Consider the following 17,613-nt stretch of genomic DNA (forward strand, 5'->3'; position numbering starts at 1 on the left):
AAGTTTTACATTTTGCTACACTTCGTTTTCTATAAGTTGCTCAAAGCGCTCGATGCGGGCCAGCAGCACGGCCATTCCCTGTCGCCAAAAGTCCACCGACTCCAGATCGAAGCCAAAGCGGGCCGCCAGTTCCTCGGCAGGGTACTTGCCCACCGAGGCCAGCAGCTCCTCGTAGCGGGCCACAAACCCCGGGCCTTCCTGCCGGTAGCGCTGGTAGAGGGCCAGGCCGAACAAAAGCCCGAAGGCATAGGGGAAGTTGTAGAAGTTGGCGCCGTAGTAGTGGCCCTTGACCGCCCACATATAGGGGTGGTAGGTGGCCAGGGCCTCGCCATAGGTGGCCTGCTGGGCCTCGAGCATGAGCTGGCAGAACTCTTCGGGCGATAGCTCCCGCGCCCGCCGCCGGGCAAACACCGCCTGCTCGAAGAGGAAGCGCGAGTGAATGTCCACGATCACCTGGGCCGCGCTCTGCAAGCCGCCCTCGAGCACCCCCAGCTGCTCGGCGGGCGGCAGCACCCTAAGAGCCGCCTCCCCCACCACCGTCTCGTTCATGATGGAGGCCGTCTCGGCCAGGGTCATGGGCTCCTGGCGCAGCAGGTAGGGGACTTCCCGCAAGCAGTGGTTGTGGTAGGCGTGGCCCAGCTCGTGGGCCAGGGTGGAGATCGACTCGAAGCTCTCCTCGTGGTTGAGCAGGATGCGCGAGGCCCCCTGCCCTACCGGGGTACAGTAGGCCCCGCCCACCTTGCCCTTGCGGGGCGGGGCGTCCATCCAGCGCTCGGCATAGGCCCGCTCAGCCAGATCGGCCGCGGCCTGCGAGAAGCCCGACAGGTGCTCCACAATAAAGCGCCGACCCTCTTCCCAGCTCCACTTTTTGGGGGTCTGGCCGGGCTGCACGATGGGGGCGAACAAGTCCCACCAGTCGAGCCGCTTTTTGCCCAGGGCCCGGGCTTTAGCAGCAAAATAGCGCCGCCAGTGGGGCAGGCTCTCCACCATGGCCTGTTGCAGGGCTTCCAGGGTCTTGCGGCCAATGCGGTTTTCAAACAGGGCCGGGGCCAGGTCGTCTTCCCAGCCGCGCTTGCGGTTGAGGGTCGAGACCTCGCCCTTGTAGCCGTTCAGGGCCGCGGCCAGGGCCACCTCGTGGGCTTTCCAGGCCTTTAGCTCGGCCTCGTAGGCGGCTTTGCGCACCGCCTCGTCGGGGTGCATGGCCAGGTTGCGCACCGCCGTGATGGGCTGCTCTTCGCCATCGAGCAGCGCCGTGATCTGGCTGGTCAGGTTGCCGTGCAGCTTGACCCAGGCCCGCCCCCCCGAGAGGGAAAGCTCGGCTGCCAGCACCTCTTCTGCTTCCGACATCAGGTGCCGGGCCAGCACCTTGGCTTCCTCGATGAGAATCCGATAATCGCCGGCGCCCACCGCCTCGGCCTCGAGGCCAGCCAGCCAGCGTTGCAGGCGGGGGCGCAGTTTCTGGAACTCCAGATGGAGAAGCTCGAGCTCCGAAAGCTTGGCCTGGGCCTCCGCGTCGGCGCTATCGGTATCCACCCGCATCAGCACGTAGGCAAACAGGGGCCCCAGGGTATCGCCGAAGGTGTTCAGTCTGGCCGTCAGGGCTTCGAAGGTGGCGCGGTCGGTGGCGGCATCGTCCCGGCCTATGCGGTGGGCCTCCATAAAATCCCGCAAATCCTGTAGCTGGCTGGTTACCTGGCTCCAGGCAGCCTTAAACTTCTCGGAGGCAAAGCCAGGGAACAAAGTATCCAAATCCCAGGTTGGCAGTTCGGTGGTGGCTTGACTCATAGGCTCAAGTATAGGCCCACGGGATAGAATCCAGGGGTATGCAGTTTCCGGTGCGCGTTCCCATCGAAGTACGCTTTAGCGATCTAGACACCCTCAAGCACGTCAACAATGCGGTGTATCTGACCTACGACGAGGTGGCCAGGGGCCACTATTTGCGCCGGGCTGGGGCGGCCATCGACAGCGGCAACTTTGTAATGGCCCGGGCCGAGGTGGATTACATCCGCCCCATCCTGTTCGGTGAGCCGGTGGAAATTGCCATCCGGGTGGAGAAGGTGGGGAACTCGAGCTTCCGTACCCTGAGCGAAACCTGGGCCAGCGGGGAGCTGGCCGCCCGCACCCGGGTGGTGGTGGTCTGGCTGGAGAACGGCAAACCCGCCCGCATTCCCGACTGGCTGCGCGAGGCCATCCGGGCTATGGAGAGCGAAGCGGTAGAGGGTTTGTAAAAGTCAACCCGGGAGCATAGCGGTTACCAGGCCCGCTCCAAGCCCACATCCGCACTCATCAAGAGTTCGACGGCTTTTTCCAGCAGCAGATCGCGCCCTTCGGCCAGGGCGTACCAGTCGTCGGAAAGGTGCAGGGTGGGGGTTACCCGGTCGGGGTAGAAGCTGCCGTCCTTGCGCTGGGCCCTCGAGGTGGTGATCTGCAGCCCCGAACCATCGCTCAGGCGCAGGAAAATTGTGGCGGTGTTGCCCACCCCGGCGGTCGGCTGGCCGATGACCGGGGCCTGGCGGCCCTCTTGCAGGTCGAAGGTGAAGTACTCGGCGCACGAGGCGGTGCGCTCATTTACCAGCACCACCACCGGGCCGTTCCAGTAGGCGGCCTGCACCTCGTACTGCGGGCGTTCCCGGCCCCCCAAGCGAGAGTAGTAGTAGCCATCTTTATAACCCTGTTCGCTCGAGCGCATGTTGTCCTGCAAGCGGCGGTAGGTCTCCTTCACAAAGGCCCCCGCCCCCACCAGACACTCGCTCAGTACCCCGCCGCCATTGTTGCGCAGGTCAATGACCATGGCCCAGGCCCCTGCGGCCTGGGCCTGCCGCACCAGCTCGTGGATGCGCGGCCCGATCTGCTGGTAGCCGCTAAAGGAAGGGATGCGCAAGACCGCCACCCCATCGGGCCGGAGGCTGAGGGTGGGCAGCTGCCGCAGGGAGATAATGCGGGGGAGCACCTCGAGCTCCAGGCGCTGCTGGGCCCGCTGAATGGTGAGCCTGAGGAGCATGCCCGCAGCCACGCGCTCGCGCAAAAATTCCATGCGCTCGCCCTCGGCCTGGGGCAGCGCCTCGCCGTTGATGGCCAGAATGCGGTCACCCCGGCGCAACCCGGCCTCCTCGGCAGGGGTTTGGGCGCTTACTTCCACCACCAAAAGACCTTCCAGCCCCGACACCACCTGGAGCTGCACCCCCAGCTGGGGGCGGCTGCTGCTGCTTCCGGCCAGCCGCCTTTGGATCTCGGCGTAGTCTTCGGGGGTGAAGTAGCGGGTGTGGCGGTCGCCGTACTCGGCCACCAGGGCCTGAATGACCGGGTAGGCCTTGTTGCTGGGGCAGCTCACCTCCTGGGCACAGACCTTCTCGAGCTCGCCCTGGTACTTTTGCTTTAGTTCCTGCAGCCTAACCTGGGAAAACCCGCCGTAGTACTCGCCCAGCAAACGGCTTACTTCGTCGAGCAGATCCTGCGCTGGGCTGGCGAGCGCAAGCCCAGCCCACAACACCCATACAACCCCCCAGAGCCGCCGGCTGTCCATGCTTAATTTTTAGCGCCTGAGCGTCGGTAATGGGTTGCCCAGGTTACATCCTCGCCCCTTTAAGGTAGCTGGAAGGTCTCGGGGCTTAGTCTGGGGTTGACCTGTGCCTGCTGCACCCTGACCTCGGCGAACAGGTCGCCATCGGCATACAGGCGGGCCTGGAAAGGGATGCGGACACCGGAAACCAGGCGCAGGTCGGAGTAGAGCACCGTTAGCTGACCCTGGCTGTTCTGGTAGCGCTCGGCAACAAGCTGGTACTGGGCATTGAAAAGATAGGTGGTTTGGCTGCCCTGGGTACGCACCGCCACCGCTTGCCCGGTTACATCGCCAAACGTGCGCCGGCCTTCAAGCCGTGCCATTTCACGCCCGCGTCCACCAAAACGCAGGCCGTACCAGGTCTGGTAAAGGCCGTCGCGCAGTTCTTTGGTGAGGGTAGGCTCGAGGGCCTTGCGGCCCGATAGCACGCTCCAGCTCTGCCCCCCTGCGGGCGATACCTGGAGCACCTGAAGCAGCTTGGCACCATCCCGGTACTCCACCCGCAGCCTTTGCGAGGAAAAATCCGCATACGAAACCACCGTTAGGGTATGTTCGGCTTGTGGCCCGGAAAAAGTGGTGAGGGTTGCAACCTCTCGATAGGTGCGCAGGTTTGCCAGGGCCTGTCCCCCATGGGCCTGGCGCATCTTTTCCAGCGCCTGCGCTGCATCGGGGGTCACCTGGGCCAGGGCCAGCGTGCTCATCAACACAAAACCTGCTAGGTACTTCCAGCTCGCGGTCATCTGGCATAGGGTAGCGCAGGATTCTTTGTAACGGATAAGCCCCGAACAGGGCAGGATATAGTATCTCCATGCCAGAAGAAAGCAAAACCCCTGACCAGAAGCCCACCCCTCAAGATCAGCTCTCCATCACCCACCACAGCATCCGTATCGCCGGCAAGGAGCTGCGCTACCGTGTGACCTGCGGAACCCTGGTGCTGCGCGAGGAGTCGGAAAAAGAGGGCACTGCCGAAGGGCACAAACCCAAAGCCACGGTTTTTTTTGTGGCCTACACCAAGGACGACACAACCGACCCAAGCCAGCGCCCCATCACCTTCTCGTTCAACGGGGGGCCGGGCTCATCCTCGGTCTGGCTGCACCTGGGGCTCCTGGGCCCCAAGCGGGTGGAGATGGGCGACGCCGGGGCGCTTACACCACCCCCGTACCGGCTGGTGGACAACGAACACACCCTGCTCGAGGTAAGCGACCTGGTGTTTATCGACCCGGTGGGCACCGGCTACAGCCGCATGCTCGAGGGCGAGAAAACCAAGGAGTACCACGGCTTCAAGCGAGACCTCGAGAGCGTCGGGGAGTTTATCCGCCTCTACACCCACCGCTACGGGCGCTGGGTCAGTCCCAAGTACCTGATCGGCGAGAGCTATGGCACCACCCGGGCGGCGGGCCTGTCGGGGTATCTGCAAGAGCGGCACGGCATGTACCTGAACGGCATCATGCTGGTGAGCAGCATCCTGGATTTCAGCACCGCCCGCTTCAACCCCGGCAACGACCTGCCGCATATCCTCTTCCTGCCCACCTTCAGCGCCACCGCCTGGTACCACCGCAAACTGCCCAAAGAACTGCAGCAAAAGCCGCTAAAAGCCCTCCTGAAAGAAGTGGAGGCCTTCGCCCTGGGCGAGTACACCCTGGCCCTGATGCAGGGCAGCAAGCTACCGGCTACCGAGCATAAGCGCATTGCCCAGCAGCTTGCGCGCTACACCGGCCTTTCGGAAGCGTATGTGCTGGCCTGCAACCTGCGCCTCGAGATCATGCGCTTCACAAAAGAACTCCTGCGCGCCGAGCGCAAGACCGTGGGGCGCCTGGACAGCCGCTTCACCGGCACCGACCGCGACGCCGCCGGGGCCACCTTCGAGTACGACCCCAGCTACGCCGCCATCCAGGGCCCCTACACCGCCACCTTTAACCAGTACGTGCGGCAGGAGCTGGGCTTCCAGAGCGACCTGCCCTACGAGATCCTGTCCAACCTGTACACCAGCTGGAGCTACAAGGAGTTCGAGAACCAGTACCTGAACGTGGCTGAAACCCTGCGCAAGGCCATCTCCATGAACCCTTTTTTGCAGGTGTACGTGGGCAGCGGCTACTACGACCTGGCCACCCCCTACTTCGCCACCGACTACACCCTCAACCACCTGAGCCTCGAGCCCCACCTGCAAAAAAACATCCAGGTGCACTACTACCCCGCCGGCCACATGATGTACGTGCACCTGCCTTCCCTGGCCCAGCAGGCCGCCGACCTGAAGCAGTTCATTCAGAGTACGATCCCAGGCCAGCCCAAGCGCAAAGCGCCCCGCTCCAAAACTTGACCCCTCCACAGGCACTCCCTAGCATGAGCCCATGCGTTTAGGCGTTTTACTCACACCGGGGTTCCTGGAAGCCGAGGCGGCGCTGGTGATGGAGGCGGCCCGGCTTCTGGGCTGGGAACGGTTTACCGTGGCGCGGGGCCGCACCGCGCTCGAGGGCAGCGCCGGAGCGGTCTGGACACCCAAGTACACCTTTGTGGCACGGCCCGAGCTGGACGTGCTGGTAATACCCGGCGGCCCCAATATGCGCAAACTGGGGCGCGACCCCGAGCACCAGGACTGGCTGAACGAGGTATGGGGCAGCCTGCGGGCGGTATTCGCCGGAGCCAACGGCGCTTTGCTGTTGTGGGAGGCCGGCCATGTTTCAGGCCAGGTGGCCGCCCACCCCATCACCGAAGAAGCACTATCGGGAACCACTCTAGAACGCAGCAAAGCCCCGCACCACTGGCAGGGCAAGGTCTGCACCACCCAGGGCTACCTGGCCCTGGCCAAGGCCATGCTGGACTGGGCCGGTTTTGCCGAGGAGGCCAGGGCCCACCTTGGCCTCTGAGAATCGGAGGTATCCAGCCAAAAGCGCTCTACGCGTCCTGTGCCCACACCTGCTCCCTGGCCTGCCGTTCTTTATCCTTGCCCGGAAAGGGTACTGGGCTTTTAAGCCGACCCCGGAGGGCCTCGAGGGGTATGCCCCGCCGCGCCCGAAGCACCACCTCCCCACCCCGTAGCTCGAGCAACACCTCTCCCCCAGGTTCAAGACCAAGAAGCTCGCGAATCTGTTTGGGTAGGGTTATCTGTCCTTTGCTACCAACTCGGCGCTTGACCATTTCAAACCTTACTTTACACCACCATAAGCAGGCAATTCCTGGCGCATGTGCGAGGAAAGAACGCAAAACCGCCTCTGGATTAAACCGCTGTCCTGGATTTTCTCCTGACCTCGAGCCAAGCAACTACTTGCAGGCTTGGGGCTTTGGCCGCCCCTGGGGTAGAATGTTCGCTTGTGTGCAGGCCAGAGGGCCTGACCAGAGGAAACCCATGGCATCGCTCGGAGTTGGAATCGTCGGTCTACCCAATGTGGGCAAATCCACGCTGTTTAACGCCATCACCAAAGCGGGCGCCCTTGCGGCCAACTACCCCTTTGCCACCATCGACAAAAACGTGGGGGTGGTCACCCTGCCCGACCCCCGTCTGAATGCCTTGCAAAAGCTCTTTATCAAGGGCGAGCGGGTGCCGCCCATCGTGCCCACCCACGTGGAGTTTGTGGACATCGCCGGGCTGGTTAAGGGTGCGCACAAAGGCGAGGGGCTGGGCAACCAGTTCCTGGCCAACATCCGCGAGGTGGCGGCCATCGCCCACGTGGTGCGCTGCTTCGAAGATCCCAATGTGGTGCACGTAGCGGGCAAGGTAGACCCCTTGGACGACCTCGAGACCATCAACACCGAGCTGGCCCTGGCCGACCTCCAGACCATCGAGAAACGCCTGGACAAGCTGCGCAAAAGCGCCAAAAACGACAAGGACGATAAAGCCCTCCTGGAAACGCTCGAGCCCCTTTTAGCGCACCTCTCCCAGGGCCAGCCCATCCGCACCTACACCGGGGCCGACCCCGAGCTGCTGGCCCGGGCCGCCCGCGAACTGGGCCTGCTCACCTACAAGCCGGTGATTTATGTGTGCAACGTGGCCGAGGAAGACCTACCGGAGGGCGCTCACAACCCCCACGTGCAAAAAGTGCGCGAAGTGGCCGCGCGGGAGGGGGCCGAGGTGGTGGTGGTCTCGGCCAAGATCGAGGCCGAGCTGGCCGAACTCTCCGAGGAGGAGGCCCAGGAGTACCTGCGCGCTTTGGGCCTGGAGGAGTCGGGGCTGGGCCGGCTGGTGCGCACCGCCTACCACACCCTGGGCCTGCAAACCTTCTTCACTGCCGGCGAAAAGGAGGTGCGGGCCTGGACCATCCGCAAAGGCACCAAGGCCCCCCAGGCCGCCGGTGAGATTCACTCCGACCTCGAGCGCGGCTTCATCCGGGCCGAGGTGATCGAGTGGCACAAGCTGGTGGAGGCCGGCGGCTGGGCCAGTGCCAAGGAAAAGGGCTGGGTGCGCACCGAGGGCAAGGACTACGTGGTGCAGGACGGCGACGTGGTGCTGATTCTGTTTAACGTTTAGCCTCAATCGGCCAAGGCTGCCAGCTGAAACGCCTGGCCCAGGCGGGCCTCATCGGTCAGGTCGAGGCGCAGGGGGGTTAGCGCGATAAAGTTGTGGCCCACCGCCCAGCGGTCGGTGCCCTCCTCGGGCTCGTGGTCGGGGTGGGCCACAAACCAGAAGTGTGCCCGGCCCATGGGATCGGTGCCGGGCACAATCCGGCCCTCGTACCGCCGCACCGACTGCCGGGCCCAGAGAATGCCTTTGGGTTTGGCCGGCAGGTTGACGTTGATCAGGAAGGGCCTGGGCTCGCGTAAGAGGGCCTCGAGCACCCTGCCCACCCACGGCTTTAGCAAATCGAACTCGGGCTCCCGGCCGTTCATGAGGGCGCTGAAGGCAATGGCCGGAATCCCCAGCAAAGCCGCCTGCTTGGCCGCCGCCACCGTACCGGAGTGCCAGATCTCGTGGCCCAGGTTGGAACCCAGGTTGATGCCCGAGAGCACCAGATCCACCCTGTCCCAGTGGTGCGTACCCAGCACCACACAGTCGGCGGGCGTACCGTTGACCCGGTAGGCCTCGAGGCCCCCCATGGGCGTGGCACGGTAGTGCAGGGGTCGGGTTATGGTAATGGCCTGGCCCATGGCCGACTGCTCCACATCGGGCGCCACCACCCGCACCTCCCCAAAGGCCGCGGCTACCTCGGCCAGCGCCAGCAGGCCGGGGCTGTAGATACCATCGTCGTTGGTGACCAGGATTCGCATCGTCTACCTCGCACTTCTGAGCTTGGTTGGCATCGGTCAAGTAAATGTCAGGGGGCGTACCAACAACACCTGACAAAGCCGGTTTAATGTCGAGGCAAAGCATGGTTAGCGTGCTCATTCCCACCTACAACCGCCCCCATCTGCTGCTGCGGGCACTGCGCTCACTCCAGCTCCAGCTTTACCCCGACTGGGAGGCCGTGGTGGTGGACGACGGCGATGGGGCGGGTATCCTGGCTGCCCACAACCTGCGCGACCCTCGGATCGTAGGGGTGCGCAACCAGGGCCAGGGCCAGGTCGAGGCCCGCAACACCGGGCTGGCCCACGCCTCCGGCGAGATTATCGCCCTGCTGGACGACGACGACTGGTGGCTCGACCCCACCCACCTGCACCGGGTGGTTCGGGCGCTAAAGAGCCAGGCCGGCCTGGTCTACCGGGGCGGCTACCTGGTTTTGGAACGCGATGGCCTGGAACTAAAGCGCATCCCCTTCGACTTCAAGGCCAGCCCTGCGTCACTTCTGAAGGACAACCTCTTGCTGGCCTCCGGGGTGGCTTACCCCCGCTTCTTCCACGACCGGTTGGGGCTCTTTGACCCGGAGATGTCGGACTACTGGGACTGGGACTGGTATCTGCGGGTGGTCTCGGCAGACTACCCCCTCGTTCAGTTGCCGGGTCGGGGTGTGGCCGTGGCCATGCACGGGGCCAACATGTCGTACGCGGCTCGAGTCCAACAGCGCCAGCAAAACCTCGACAAACTCTGCGCCAAACACGGCCTGAGCGGAATCACCCTCAAGGATCACCGGATGATTGCCGGCGCCGCCTGAAGCCTCCGGAGCCGTTTGCAGCCTGGAACAAAATTTGTCCTGACACCGGGTTGACAATAATCAGGGCACAATCTCAATAGGGTTGAACCCGTTACGGAGGCTTCATGCAACGACTCATTCTGGCTTCTTTTCTGGCTTGTGGTCTGGCTTTCGCCCAGCCGCAAACCCTTACCCTCTATACCTCGGAGGTGCTGACCAACGTCGACCCCATGATTGAGCTCTTCAAACGGGCCAATCCGGGCATCAACGTACAGGTCTTCCGCAGCGGCACCGGCGAGGTGATCACCCGCCTGCGGGCCGAACTGGAGGCAGGCAACCCCCAGGCCGACCTCCTGTGGGTGGCCGACGAGACCTTTTTCCGCGAGCTGGCCGCCGCCAACCGCTTACGTCCGGTGCGGGCCACCACCCCCGGCTTCCCGGTCAAGTTCGCCTACCAGGGCGGGCGCTACTACGAAGTGCGGCTGCTCTACAACGGCATTGCGATCAACACCCGCAAGCTGGGGAACCTCCCCGAGCCCCAGACCTGGCGCGACCTGCTCAAGCCCGAGTACCGCGATCTGATAGGGATGCCCAACCCCAATTTCTCGGGCGCCGCCCTCTCCACGCTGGGCACCTTCAGCCAGCGTTTTGGTTTTAGCTTCTTCGAGCAGCTCCAGCGCAACGGTCTCAAGGTCGAGCAGTCCAACCCCATCCTTCAGCAAAAACTGGCTGAGGGGCAGTATGGAATTGCCATCATCACCGACTTTGGCATCCGCGACCTGATCCGCCAGGGGGCCCCCCTCAAGGTCATCTACCCCCGCGACGGGGCCATCCTGGTACCCACCCCCATCGGGGTGATGGCAAGCAGCCGCAACCCTGTCTTAGCCGAGCGCTTTATGCGCTTCCTGTTGTCCCCCGAAGCCCAGGCCCTGTTTGCCCAGCAAGGCTACATCCCGGTCATCGCCTCGGCCCCCCGCCCCGCTGGGGTGAGCGGTGAGGTGCTCTCGATACCTTCAGCCGCCGACTTCATTCAGGCCAACCGGCAAAGCCTGCTGACCCAGTTCAACACCCTGTTCAACCTGCGCTAGGTGCTGGTTTGTGAAGGTAAGGCTGCGGTCTGGGGCGTTCCCTTCGACGCGCTCAGGGAACGCCGCGCATCCACTGGCTTCGATCCGGGCAGCCCGCCCTTCCTCAAAACAGTACGGTTGCCACCGGGCTGGGTGATATCGGGAGCGGCTGTAAACCCCCAACTGGAGCGGTAATATACCCTGCGAATGAGCCCCCATCGTCTTACCACTGCCACATTCTGGCTGCTCCTATCCTTGGGGGTGGCGCTGCCCCTGCTGGTATTGGCCTGGCGGGGGTTGGGGGATGTGGCCATTCTGCCCAGGGTGCTCGATGTGGCCGGGGTCTCGTTGCTGCTGGCCTTGCTGGGAAGTTCGCTTTGTTTAGGGGTGGGGGGCGGGCTGGCCTGGCTGGCCTTCCGGGCACGGCTGCACCCCGGCTGGGACGCGTTGCTGCTGCCCGCCTATCTGGTGCCGCCCTTCGTGGGAGCGCTGGGTTTTTTGTACGCTTTGCAACTGGTGGGTCTGCAACCCTACGGGGTGGGGGGCATCCTGCTGGCCTGGACGGCCCACTACGCCCCGGTGGCCTACCTGCTGCTGCGCCCGGCCCTGGAATCGAAGCTGGCCCCGCTGCTGGTAGCGTGCGAGGTGCATGGTGTGACGGGCTGGCGGCGGGTGCGGGCCCTGCTGCCCCCCCTGTTCCCGGCCCTGATCGCCGCCTTCGGGGCTTTGTACCTGACCCTGCTGGGCAACTTTGGGGTTCCGGCGGTGCTGGGGCTGCCGGCGCAGGTCTACACGCTGCCCACCCTGGCCTATGCGCGGCTCTTCTCCCCCGCCAGCCCCGACCCCCTGGGCGAGGCGGCGGCCATCGGGCTGCTACTGGGGCTGCTGGCGGTTCCGGCCCTGCTGCTCTCGAGCCAGCCCAGCGGCGAGCCCTCCCCCCGGCTGCTGCGCCCTAGGTTGGTATGGGTGGCCCGGATGGGCTTTGGGCTGTTTGCGCTGGTGGCGGTGCTCTTCCCGCTGGTGGGCCTGCTGCGCCGGGCTTTGTTCAACACCTTTACGGGGGCTTTTCAGCCCGCCTTTTGGGCGGCCTGGGAGCTGCCCCTGGTGCGGCAGGGGCTGGCCAACTCGCTGCTGCTGGCCCTGCTGGCCACAGGGTTGTTGCTGTTGTTGGGGCTGCTGATGGCGCCCCAGCGCGGGGCCATGAAGCGCCTGCGGCAGGTGCTGGATATGCACTACCTGCTGCCCGGAACCCTCCTGGCCATTGGGCTCATCCTGCTGCTGGCCCCCACCCCGCTGTATGCCACCCCCTGGATTCTGCTGCTGGCCTACCTGCTCAACTTCGCCGCACTCATGCTGCGCTCCATCGAGGCGGGGCTGGAGGCGGGCATCGAGCGGCTGGTGGAGGTGGGCAGGCTGTTTGGCCTGCGGCAGGGGTGGGCCTGGTGGAAGATTGGCTTCCCCCTGTTGCGGCCCTACCTGGCGGCAGGGGTCTTCCTGGTGCTGCCCCTGTGCCTGGCCGAACTCACGTTGTCGGCCATGCTGTATGCACCCGGCAGCGAGACCCTGGGGGTGGCGGTGCTCTCGGCCCTGAACGGGGGGCTGTTCCGCGAGGCCGCCGCCATCGGGCTGATGCTGATGGCCCTGTCGCTGCTGCTGTTGTTGGTTCCGCGCCGGGGGGTGGTAGGGTAAACCCCCTGCAGATGTTCTCCATGCCCATGCTATGCTGCGACTAGAAGAGGTATCCAAGAACTTCGGCAAGGCGGGGGTGTTCGGGGTCAGCCTCGAGCTCGCCCCTGGCGAGATCATGGCGGTGCTGGGGGCTTCCGGCTCAGGCAAGACCACCCTGCTGAACCTGGTGGCGGGGCTATTGAAGCCCGACACCGGCCGCATCTTTCTGGGCCCGGACGAGGTAACCCACCAGCCCCCGGAGCAGCGCGGCCTGGCCTATGTGTTTCAGGATCACGCCTTGTGGCCGCACCTGAGCGCGCTGGAACACCTGCTCCTGGTGATGAAAAAGCCCGACCGCGAGGCCGCCCACCAACTGCTGGGCCGGGTGGGTCTGGCCGGGCTGGAGGCCCGCAAGCCGCACCAGCTTTCCGGCGGACAGAAGCAGCGGGTGGCCCTGGCGCGGGCCTTGGCCGCCAAGCCGCGGCTCTTGCTTTTAGACGAGCCCTACTCGGCCCTCGACCCGGTACTGCGCGAGGAGTTGCGGCTCGAGGTGGCCGCGCTGCTGCGGGCCGAGCATGTGAGCGCCCTGCACGTCACCCACGACCCCGACGAGGCCCTCGCGGTGGCCGACCGGGTGGCGGTGATGGAGGGGGGGCGTATCGTGCAGGTGGATACCCCCACCCAGGTGTACGCCCAACCCCAGACCCTCTCGGCGGCCCGGGCCTTTGGGCGCTTGAACCTGCTGCCGGTACAGGTGCAAAACGGTTGGGTTCGACTCAACGGCCTGGCCTGGGAGGTGGAGGGACTGCAAAGCGGGCCAGGCCTGCTAGCTTTCCGCTACGAAGACTTGCGGCCAGGGCCGGAAGGGCTGGAGGCTCGGGTGCTGGCGGTGTATGGCGGCCGGGGTGAGCGGCTGTGCCGGGTGAACCTGGGCATAGGGGAAGCGGTGGTGAAACTGCAGGCCGAGCCGGGGGAAGAGGTTCGGCTATCACCTGCGGGCAGGCTCAGGGTATTCGAGGCCAACTGCTAGATCGGTTCATTACGGCTTGCCCAGCCGCTGCCCGTCCCGCTTACCCCCCCAGCGCCGCTCCTGAGCGCCGGGGGTAAGGATATAGCTGTTGCGGTCGTCCAGAATCTGGGCTTGCAGAATCTCCAGCACCTTGCGCTTGGCGCGGGCATCCAGGATGGGGAAAAACAGCTCATAGCGGCGGTCGAGGTTGCGCGGCATGGCGTCGGCGCTGCCAGCCCAAACCCGCCACTTGCCCTTGTTCTTGAAGGCGGCCACGCGGGCGTGCTCCAGGAAGCGGCCCACCAGGCTCTTGACCTCCAGCCCTTCCCAGAGGGCGGTGAGGGTGCTGCGGACAATCAGATGCACCTTTGCCCCACGGTTCAGCGCCTCCTCGAGGGCCTGCAAGATGGGGGGGTCGGTGAGGTGGTTGAACTTCAGGATGATCTCGCCCTTCTTGTGGGCCTCGGCCTGGATGCTTTCTATGAGCAGGTCGCGGATGCTGGAGCCTGTGCGCAAGGTAGACAGCGCCGGGGCCTGCCGCTGCTCGAGGGCCGAGAAAAAAGCCCACACGTCCGCGGTTAGCTCGGGGTGGGCGGTAAAGAGCGAAAGGTCGGTGTAGAGCCGCCCGTTGATGGGGTTGTAGTTGCCGGTGCCCAGGTGCACATAGGCCTGTCCGGCCCGGCGCACGTAGAGGGCTTTGGCATGCACCTTTTTGCTGGGCAGGGGCAGCACCCGTACCCCCGCCCCGGCAAAGCGCAGGCTCCACTCGAGGTTGGCCAGCTCGTCGAAGCGGGCCCGGCCCTCCAGGAGCACCGCCACATCCTTTCCGGCCCTGGCCGCCTGGATGAGCGACTGGGCGATGCCGTTCTCCTCGCCAATGCGGTACAGGGTGGCCCGCACGGCCTCCACCTTGGGATCCTGGGCAGCCATCTGCGCAAAGGCCTCTACCGCGCCGTAGTCCTCGAAGGGGTGATACAGCAGCAGGTCGCGGCGGTTCAGGTAAGCGAAGGGATCCCTGGCAAAGCCTTTGGGTTTTTCGATGGTGATGGGTTTGAACTTCTCGCTGGCCGGGCCTCGCGCAACGATGGTGCTCACAAAGCTCAGGTCGAGGGGCGGGGCGATGCGGAAGACCTCCCAGGGCTCAAGTTCCAGGGCCACCCGGAGGGTCTCGGCCCATAAGGGGGGGAAGTCCTCCTCGAGCTCGAGGTGGCTCACCTGCCCGTCCAGACGGGCCTCGAGGGCCTCGGGCAGTTCGTCCCAGTCGGCGCGGGAACGGGCCAGCTGGGCCAGCCGGATCAGGCGAAACTCATAGAGCGGCAGCTTTTGGTTGGCGGGCAGAAACAGGTCGCTGCGCATACGCACCAGCGCACCCAGGCGCACGAAGCCCCCCTCGCGCCCGGGCACCTCCAGCAGCCGGGGCACACTCTCGGGCAGCCGGATCAGGTGCTGGAGCAAACCCTCTCCCGAGGCAAAGTACAGGGCCTGGCTGGCCAGCTCGGGGATGGCCTCGGGCCGGATCAGGTCGGTCAGGGGGGCCACCTCCTCGGCTAAGTAGGCCCCGAAATACTGCTTTTCGGCCTTGGTGAGCTGGGAGGGCTCGAGGATGTGGATACCATGGCCTTCCAGCTCCTTGAGAAACTCCAGATAGAGCCGGCTGGCTTCCTCGGTCTGATCCCGGGCCTCCGCCATCAGGGACTGATAGCTGCTGCTACCCCGCTCCTCGGCAAAAGCCCGTGAAATCCGGGCGGAGAAAAACTCGTCGAGGTTCGAGGCCCATATCCCCAGAAAACGCAGCCGCTCCAGCAGGGGAAAGTCGGGCCGCCGGGTCTGCTCCAACACCCGGCGGTTGAAGGAAAGCCAGCTCGCCTCCTGGCTGACCTGGGCGGCTACATAGCGGGGGCTTTGCGGTTTAGACATCCCGTTCAAGTCTTGGGGGGCTTTGTCAGGGAAGGATAAGGCTTTCTTTTTGCTCTTAGTTTTTTTCACCCTGGCCTGAGTTTATCCTTCGGCGGAAGAAAAAGGTAAGGGAGATCAAAAGGAAGCGTGGAATCGGATGACCCAGGCTCGCGCAACTGGAGTTGAGGGGCCAACTTCGTGCAAAGCCGTGGGCAAGGGATTCCCTGGCCCTATCTGACGCCTTCTTGACCTGGCCGCATAACACTGCGTACATGGCCCCGCCCTTGACAGAACTTGAGCCGATAACGCTTAGCCTCTACCATGGGGCGGTGCAACGTCTGGGCATTGTAGACCTGGGATCGGGAACCGCGCGGCTGGTGGTGTATGCCTACGAGCCGGGTAGGCACTTTCGGCTAATAGACGAGATCCGCGAGAGCGTCCGGCTGGGCGAGGGGCTGGCCACCCAGGGCCGCCTGAGCGAGAGCGGAATGCAGCGGGCTTTGTCGGCCCTCAAGCTCTACGCCGACTTTGCCCAGGCCACCGACCTCGATGAGCTGCGGGTGATTGCCACCAGCGCCAGCCGCGACGCGGAAAACGGCCCGGAGTTTCTGCGCGAGGTGCGCAAGTTGGGGCTCCAGGTGCAGGTGCTTTCCGGCGAGGACGAGGCCCGCTACGGGGTACTGGCGGTGGCCAACTCCTTCAACTTCCAGGAGGCCTGGGTAATGGATCTGGGCGGGGGCAGCGCCCAACTTTCGCTTATGAAAGGCCGGGCCTACCGCGAAGGACGGGCTTATCCGCTGGGCGCGGTGCGCCTGACCGAGATGTTTCTGGGGTCGAACCCGCCCAAGAAGGGGGAGATAGAAGACCTCGAGCGTTTTGTACGCAAAGAGATGAAGGAGGTGCTGGCCCAGGTGCGTCAGAACCCCCTACCGCTGGTAGCGATGGGCGGCACCGTGCGCAACCTGGCCAAGCTGGCCCAGCGGCGGGAAGACTACCCGCTCGACTTAGTACACGGCTACTTTCTATCCCGTGAAGCGCTCGAGGAGACCGTGGGTATTCTGGCCCAGCGTACCACCGAGCAGCGGCGGCAGCTCGAGGGCCTCCAGTCCGACCGCGCCGATGTGATTGTGGCCGGGGCCCTGGTCTACCGCACGGTGCTGCGCGAGGCCGGTCTGGAGGGCCTGTGGATCTCCGGCCAGGGTGTGCGGGAGGGGGCCTTCTACCGGGAGTTCCTACCCGCTCCGCATCTGCTGAACGACGTTCGCGGCTTCTACGTGCGCAACCTGTTTGCCCGCTACCCCCAGGATTTTAACCACACCGCCCGGGTGCGCCACTTCTGCCGCCTGCTCTTCCGGCTGCTGGCCCCTTTGCACGGCTACGGCAAAGCCGAGGAGCAGCTCCTGGACGAGGCCGCCCTGCTGCACGATATTGGCATGAGCATCGGCTACTACGACCACCACAAGCACGGCGAGTACCTGGTGATGAGCGCGGCCATCCCCGGCCTCACCCACCGCGAGCAGGCCTTGCTAGGGCTGCTGGTGCGCTACCACCGCAAGGGTGAACCCCGGCCTGGGGCCTACAAATCGGTGTTGCAGGATGGCGATACCAAGCGCTTGCTGCGGCTGGCCACCCTCCTGCGCATCAGCGAGTACCTCGAGCGCAGCCGGGTCGGGCGGGTGGAGGGCCTGGAGGTGGAGATCGGCAGCCAGCAGGTGCGCCTAACCCTGCTGGCCCAGGAAGAGCCCTGGGTCGAACTCACCGAGACCCGCAAACAGGCCAAACTCTTTCGACAAGCCTTCGGGCTCGAGCTGCTGGTAGAATGGAGGCCTCGAGGTTAGCCATGGAGCTTTACCTGATCCGCCACGCCATCGCGCTCGAGGCCGCCCCGGGCCAGTCCGACGACGCCCGCCCGCTCTCGCCCGAAGGCATCCAGAAGTTTAGCGAGGTGGTTCGGGGGCTCAAGCGCCTGGGGGTTCGGCTCGACCGGCTCTACCACAGCCCCAAGCTGCGGGCCGTGCAAACCGCCGAGCTGCTGGTGCCGCTGCTGGAAGGCGAGACCGAGGTGACCCCCTACCTGGCCGCCGAGCCCAGCCTGGCCCTCCTCGAGACCCTGCAGGGGTCGTCGGTGGCCCTGGTGGGGCACGAGCCCTGGATGGGCGAGCTATGCGCCTGGCTCCTCACCACCCGCCGGGAAGGCCACACTTTTCCCTTTAAGAAAGGGGGGGTGGCCCTGCTAGAAGGCCCGCCCAAACCCGGCCAGATGAAGCTGCTGGGGTTCTGGGCTCCCCGGCTATTGCGCCGGCTGGGGCAGTGAACGACACCGCCCACTCCGACCCTGCCATCAACAGGCCTCGAAACCCCCAGGGTAAGCCCCCGGCAGCCGGGCCCCGCCGTCCCTTTACTTCTGGGGCCTTG

16 protein-coding genes are annotated in these 17,613 nt (G+C 64.9%); 10 read left to right on the forward strand and 6 right to left on the reverse strand.

The features are described 5' to 3' along the window. Window positions 1–15: 15 nt before the first annotated feature. Window positions 16–1,785 carry a M3 family oligoendopeptidase gene (locus tag MTAI_RS08685; protein ID WP_027887819.1) on the reverse strand — a complete coding sequence of 590 codons (1,770 nt, stop codon included), beginning with the start codon at window positions 1,783–1,785 and terminating at the stop codon, window positions 16–18. A 38-nt stretch (window positions 1,786–1,823) separates the two neighbouring features. On the opposite strand from MTAI_RS08685, the gene MTAI_RS08690 reads away from it, so the two are divergent. After that, the gene (locus MTAI_RS08690; protein WP_027887818.1) at window positions 1,824–2,228 is read left to right on the forward strand and encodes an acyl-CoA thioesterase; all 405 of its coding nucleotides are present in this window, start codon (window positions 1,824–1,826) and stop codon (window positions 2,226–2,228) included. Between the two features lie 23 nt (window positions 2,229–2,251). Here MTAI_RS08690 and MTAI_RS08695 read toward each other — a convergent pair whose 3' ends face one another. Then, complete coding sequence (locus MTAI_RS08695) at window positions 2,252–3,523, reverse strand: S41 family peptidase (protein ID WP_027887817.1); 1,272 nt, start codon at window positions 3,521–3,523, stop codon at window positions 2,252–2,254. A 59-nt stretch (window positions 3,524–3,582) separates the two neighbouring features. Continuing rightward, window positions 3,583–4,299 carry a hypothetical protein gene (locus MTAI_RS08700; protein ID WP_027887816.1) on the reverse strand — a complete coding sequence of 239 codons (717 nt, stop codon included), beginning with the start codon at window positions 4,297–4,299 and terminating at the stop codon, window positions 3,583–3,585. 68 nt (window positions 4,300–4,367) lie between these two features. Between MTAI_RS08700 and MTAI_RS08705 the strand changes: the two genes are divergently transcribed. Both MTAI_RS08705 and MTAI_RS08710 read left to right on the forward strand, forming a co-directional pair. Further along, window positions 4,368–5,876: a S10 family peptidase gene (locus MTAI_RS08705; protein ID WP_027887815.1), complete on the forward strand. Its 1,509-nt coding sequence runs from the start codon at window positions 4,368–4,370 to the stop codon at window positions 5,874–5,876. A gap of 31 nt (window positions 5,877–5,907) precedes the next feature. Next, complete coding sequence (locus tag MTAI_RS08710) at window positions 5,908–6,423, forward strand: DJ-1/PfpI family protein (RefSeq protein WP_043982555.1); 516 nt, start codon at window positions 5,908–5,910, stop codon at window positions 6,421–6,423. A gap of 28 nt (window positions 6,424–6,451) precedes the next feature. On the opposite strand, the gene MTAI_RS08715 is transcribed toward MTAI_RS08710, so the two are convergent. Beyond that, on the reverse strand, window positions 6,452–6,694 hold the full coding sequence (locus MTAI_RS08715; RefSeq protein WP_043982553.1) for an AbrB/MazE/SpoVT family DNA-binding domain-containing protein: 243 nt from the start codon (window positions 6,692–6,694) through the stop codon (window positions 6,452–6,454). 208 nt (window positions 6,695–6,902) lie between these two features. Here MTAI_RS08715 and ychF point away from each other — a divergent pair, with 208 nt between their 5' ends. Continuing rightward, window positions 6,903–8,021 (forward strand): redox-regulated ATPase YchF, encoded by a 1,119-nt coding sequence (gene ychF, locus MTAI_RS08720; protein WP_043982550.1) that lies wholly within the window; start codon window positions 6,903–6,905, stop codon window positions 8,019–8,021. Window positions 8,022–8,023: 2 nt separating this feature from the next. Here the strand turns inward: ychF and surE are convergent, their stop codons facing one another. Further along, window positions 8,024–8,758 carry a 5'/3'-nucleotidase SurE gene (surE, locus tag MTAI_RS08725; protein ID WP_027887813.1) on the reverse strand — a complete coding sequence of 245 codons (735 nt, stop codon included), beginning with the start codon at window positions 8,756–8,758 and terminating at the stop codon, window positions 8,024–8,026. A 101-nt stretch (window positions 8,759–8,859) separates the two neighbouring features. On the opposite strand from surE, the gene MTAI_RS08730 reads away from it, so the two are divergent. From MTAI_RS08730 to MTAI_RS08745, 4 genes are all read left to right on the forward strand, one after another. Beyond that, on the forward strand, window positions 8,860–9,579 hold the full coding sequence (locus MTAI_RS08730) for a glycosyltransferase family 2 protein (protein WP_027887812.1): 720 nt from the start codon (window positions 8,860–8,862) through the stop codon (window positions 9,577–9,579). A 104-nt stretch (window positions 9,580–9,683) separates the two neighbouring features. After that, window positions 9,684–10,646: an ABC transporter substrate-binding protein gene (locus MTAI_RS08735; protein ID WP_027887811.1), complete on the forward strand. Its 963-nt coding sequence runs from the start codon at window positions 9,684–9,686 to the stop codon at window positions 10,644–10,646. A gap of 186 nt (window positions 10,647–10,832) precedes the next feature. Continuing rightward, entirely contained in the window at window positions 10,833–12,314 is a 1,482-nt protein-coding gene (locus tag MTAI_RS08740; RefSeq protein ID WP_027887810.1) for an ABC transporter permease, read from the forward strand. A gap of 31 nt (window positions 12,315–12,345) precedes the next feature. Further along, window positions 12,346–13,323 carry an ABC transporter ATP-binding protein gene (locus MTAI_RS08745; RefSeq protein ID WP_027887809.1) on the forward strand — a complete coding sequence of 326 codons (978 nt, stop codon included), beginning with the start codon at window positions 12,346–12,348 and terminating at the stop codon, window positions 13,321–13,323. Between the two features lie 9 nt (window positions 13,324–13,332). Here MTAI_RS08745 and MTAI_RS08750 read toward each other — a convergent pair whose 3' ends face one another. After that, window positions 13,333–15,219, reverse strand: coding sequence for a polyphosphate kinase (locus MTAI_RS08750; protein ID WP_036196971.1), 1,887 nt, complete (start codon window positions 15,217–15,219; stop codon window positions 13,333–13,335). 308 nt (window positions 15,220–15,527) lie between these two features. Between MTAI_RS08750 and MTAI_RS08755 the strand changes: the two genes are divergently transcribed. Further along, entirely contained in the window at window positions 15,528–17,036 is a 1,509-nt protein-coding gene (locus tag MTAI_RS08755) for a Ppx/GppA phosphatase family protein (RefSeq protein WP_036196969.1), read from the forward strand. 2 nt (window positions 17,037–17,038) lie between these two features. Further along, the gene (gene sixA, locus MTAI_RS08760; protein WP_027887806.1) at window positions 17,039–17,512 is read left to right on the forward strand and encodes a phosphohistidine phosphatase SixA; all 474 of its coding nucleotides are present in this window, start codon (window positions 17,039–17,041) and stop codon (window positions 17,510–17,512) included. Window positions 17,513–17,613: the final 101 nt, after the last annotated feature.

Source organism: Meiothermus taiwanensis WR-220, from assembly GCF_003568585.1.
In the GTDB taxonomy this organism is placed as follows: Bacteria; Deinococcota; Deinococci; order Deinococcales; family Thermaceae; genus Meiothermus; species Meiothermus taiwanensis.

What these genes read in the sequence shown, in the direction of transcription:
- surE (WP_027887813.1), bottom strand. Translation starts at nt 8,758, where the DNA reads ATGCGAATCCTGGTCACCAACGACGATGGTATCTACAGCCCCGGCCTG.
- MTAI_RS08745 (WP_027887809.1), top strand. Translation starts at nt 12,346, where the DNA reads ATGCTGCGACTAGAAGAGGTATCCAAGAACTTCGGCAAGGCGGGGGTG.
- MTAI_RS08705 (WP_027887815.1), top strand. Translation starts at nt 4,368, where the DNA reads ATGCCAGAAGAAAGCAAAACCCCTGACCAGAAGCCCACCCCTCAAGAT.
- MTAI_RS08735 (WP_027887811.1), top strand. Translation starts at nt 9,684, where the DNA reads ATGCAACGACTCATTCTGGCTTCTTTTCTGGCTTGTGGTCTGGCTTTC.
- MTAI_RS08695 (WP_027887817.1), bottom strand. Translation starts at nt 3,523, where the DNA reads ATGGACAGCCGGCGGCTCTGGGGGGTTGTATGGGTGTTGTGGGCTGGG.
- MTAI_RS08685 (WP_027887819.1), bottom strand. Translation starts at nt 1,785, where the DNA reads ATGAGTCAAGCCACCACCGAACTGCCAACCTGGGATTTGGATACTTTG.
- MTAI_RS08690 (WP_027887818.1), top strand. Translation starts at nt 1,824, where the DNA reads ATGCAGTTTCCGGTGCGCGTTCCCATCGAAGTACGCTTTAGCGATCTA.
- MTAI_RS08750 (WP_036196971.1), bottom strand. Translation starts at nt 15,219, where the DNA reads ATGTCTAAACCGCAAAGCCCCCGCTATGTAGCCGCCCAGGTCAGCCAG.
- MTAI_RS08730 (WP_027887812.1), top strand. Translation starts at nt 8,860, where the DNA reads ATGGTTAGCGTGCTCATTCCCACCTACAACCGCCCCCATCTGCTGCTG.
- MTAI_RS08710 (WP_043982555.1), top strand. Translation starts at nt 5,908, where the DNA reads ATGCGTTTAGGCGTTTTACTCACACCGGGGTTCCTGGAAGCCGAGGCG.
- MTAI_RS08740 (WP_027887810.1), top strand. Translation starts at nt 10,833, where the DNA reads ATGAGCCCCCATCGTCTTACCACTGCCACATTCTGGCTGCTCCTATCC.
- ychF (WP_043982550.1), top strand. Translation starts at nt 6,903, where the DNA reads ATGGCATCGCTCGGAGTTGGAATCGTCGGTCTACCCAATGTGGGCAAA.
- MTAI_RS08700 (WP_027887816.1), bottom strand. Translation starts at nt 4,299, where the DNA reads ATGACCGCGAGCTGGAAGTACCTAGCAGGTTTTGTGTTGATGAGCACG.
- MTAI_RS08715 (WP_043982553.1), bottom strand. Translation starts at nt 6,694, where the DNA reads ATGGTCAAGCGCCGAGTTGGTAGCAAAGGACAGATAACCCTACCCAAA.
- sixA (WP_027887806.1), top strand. Translation starts at nt 17,039, where the DNA reads ATGGAGCTTTACCTGATCCGCCACGCCATCGCGCTCGAGGCCGCCCCG.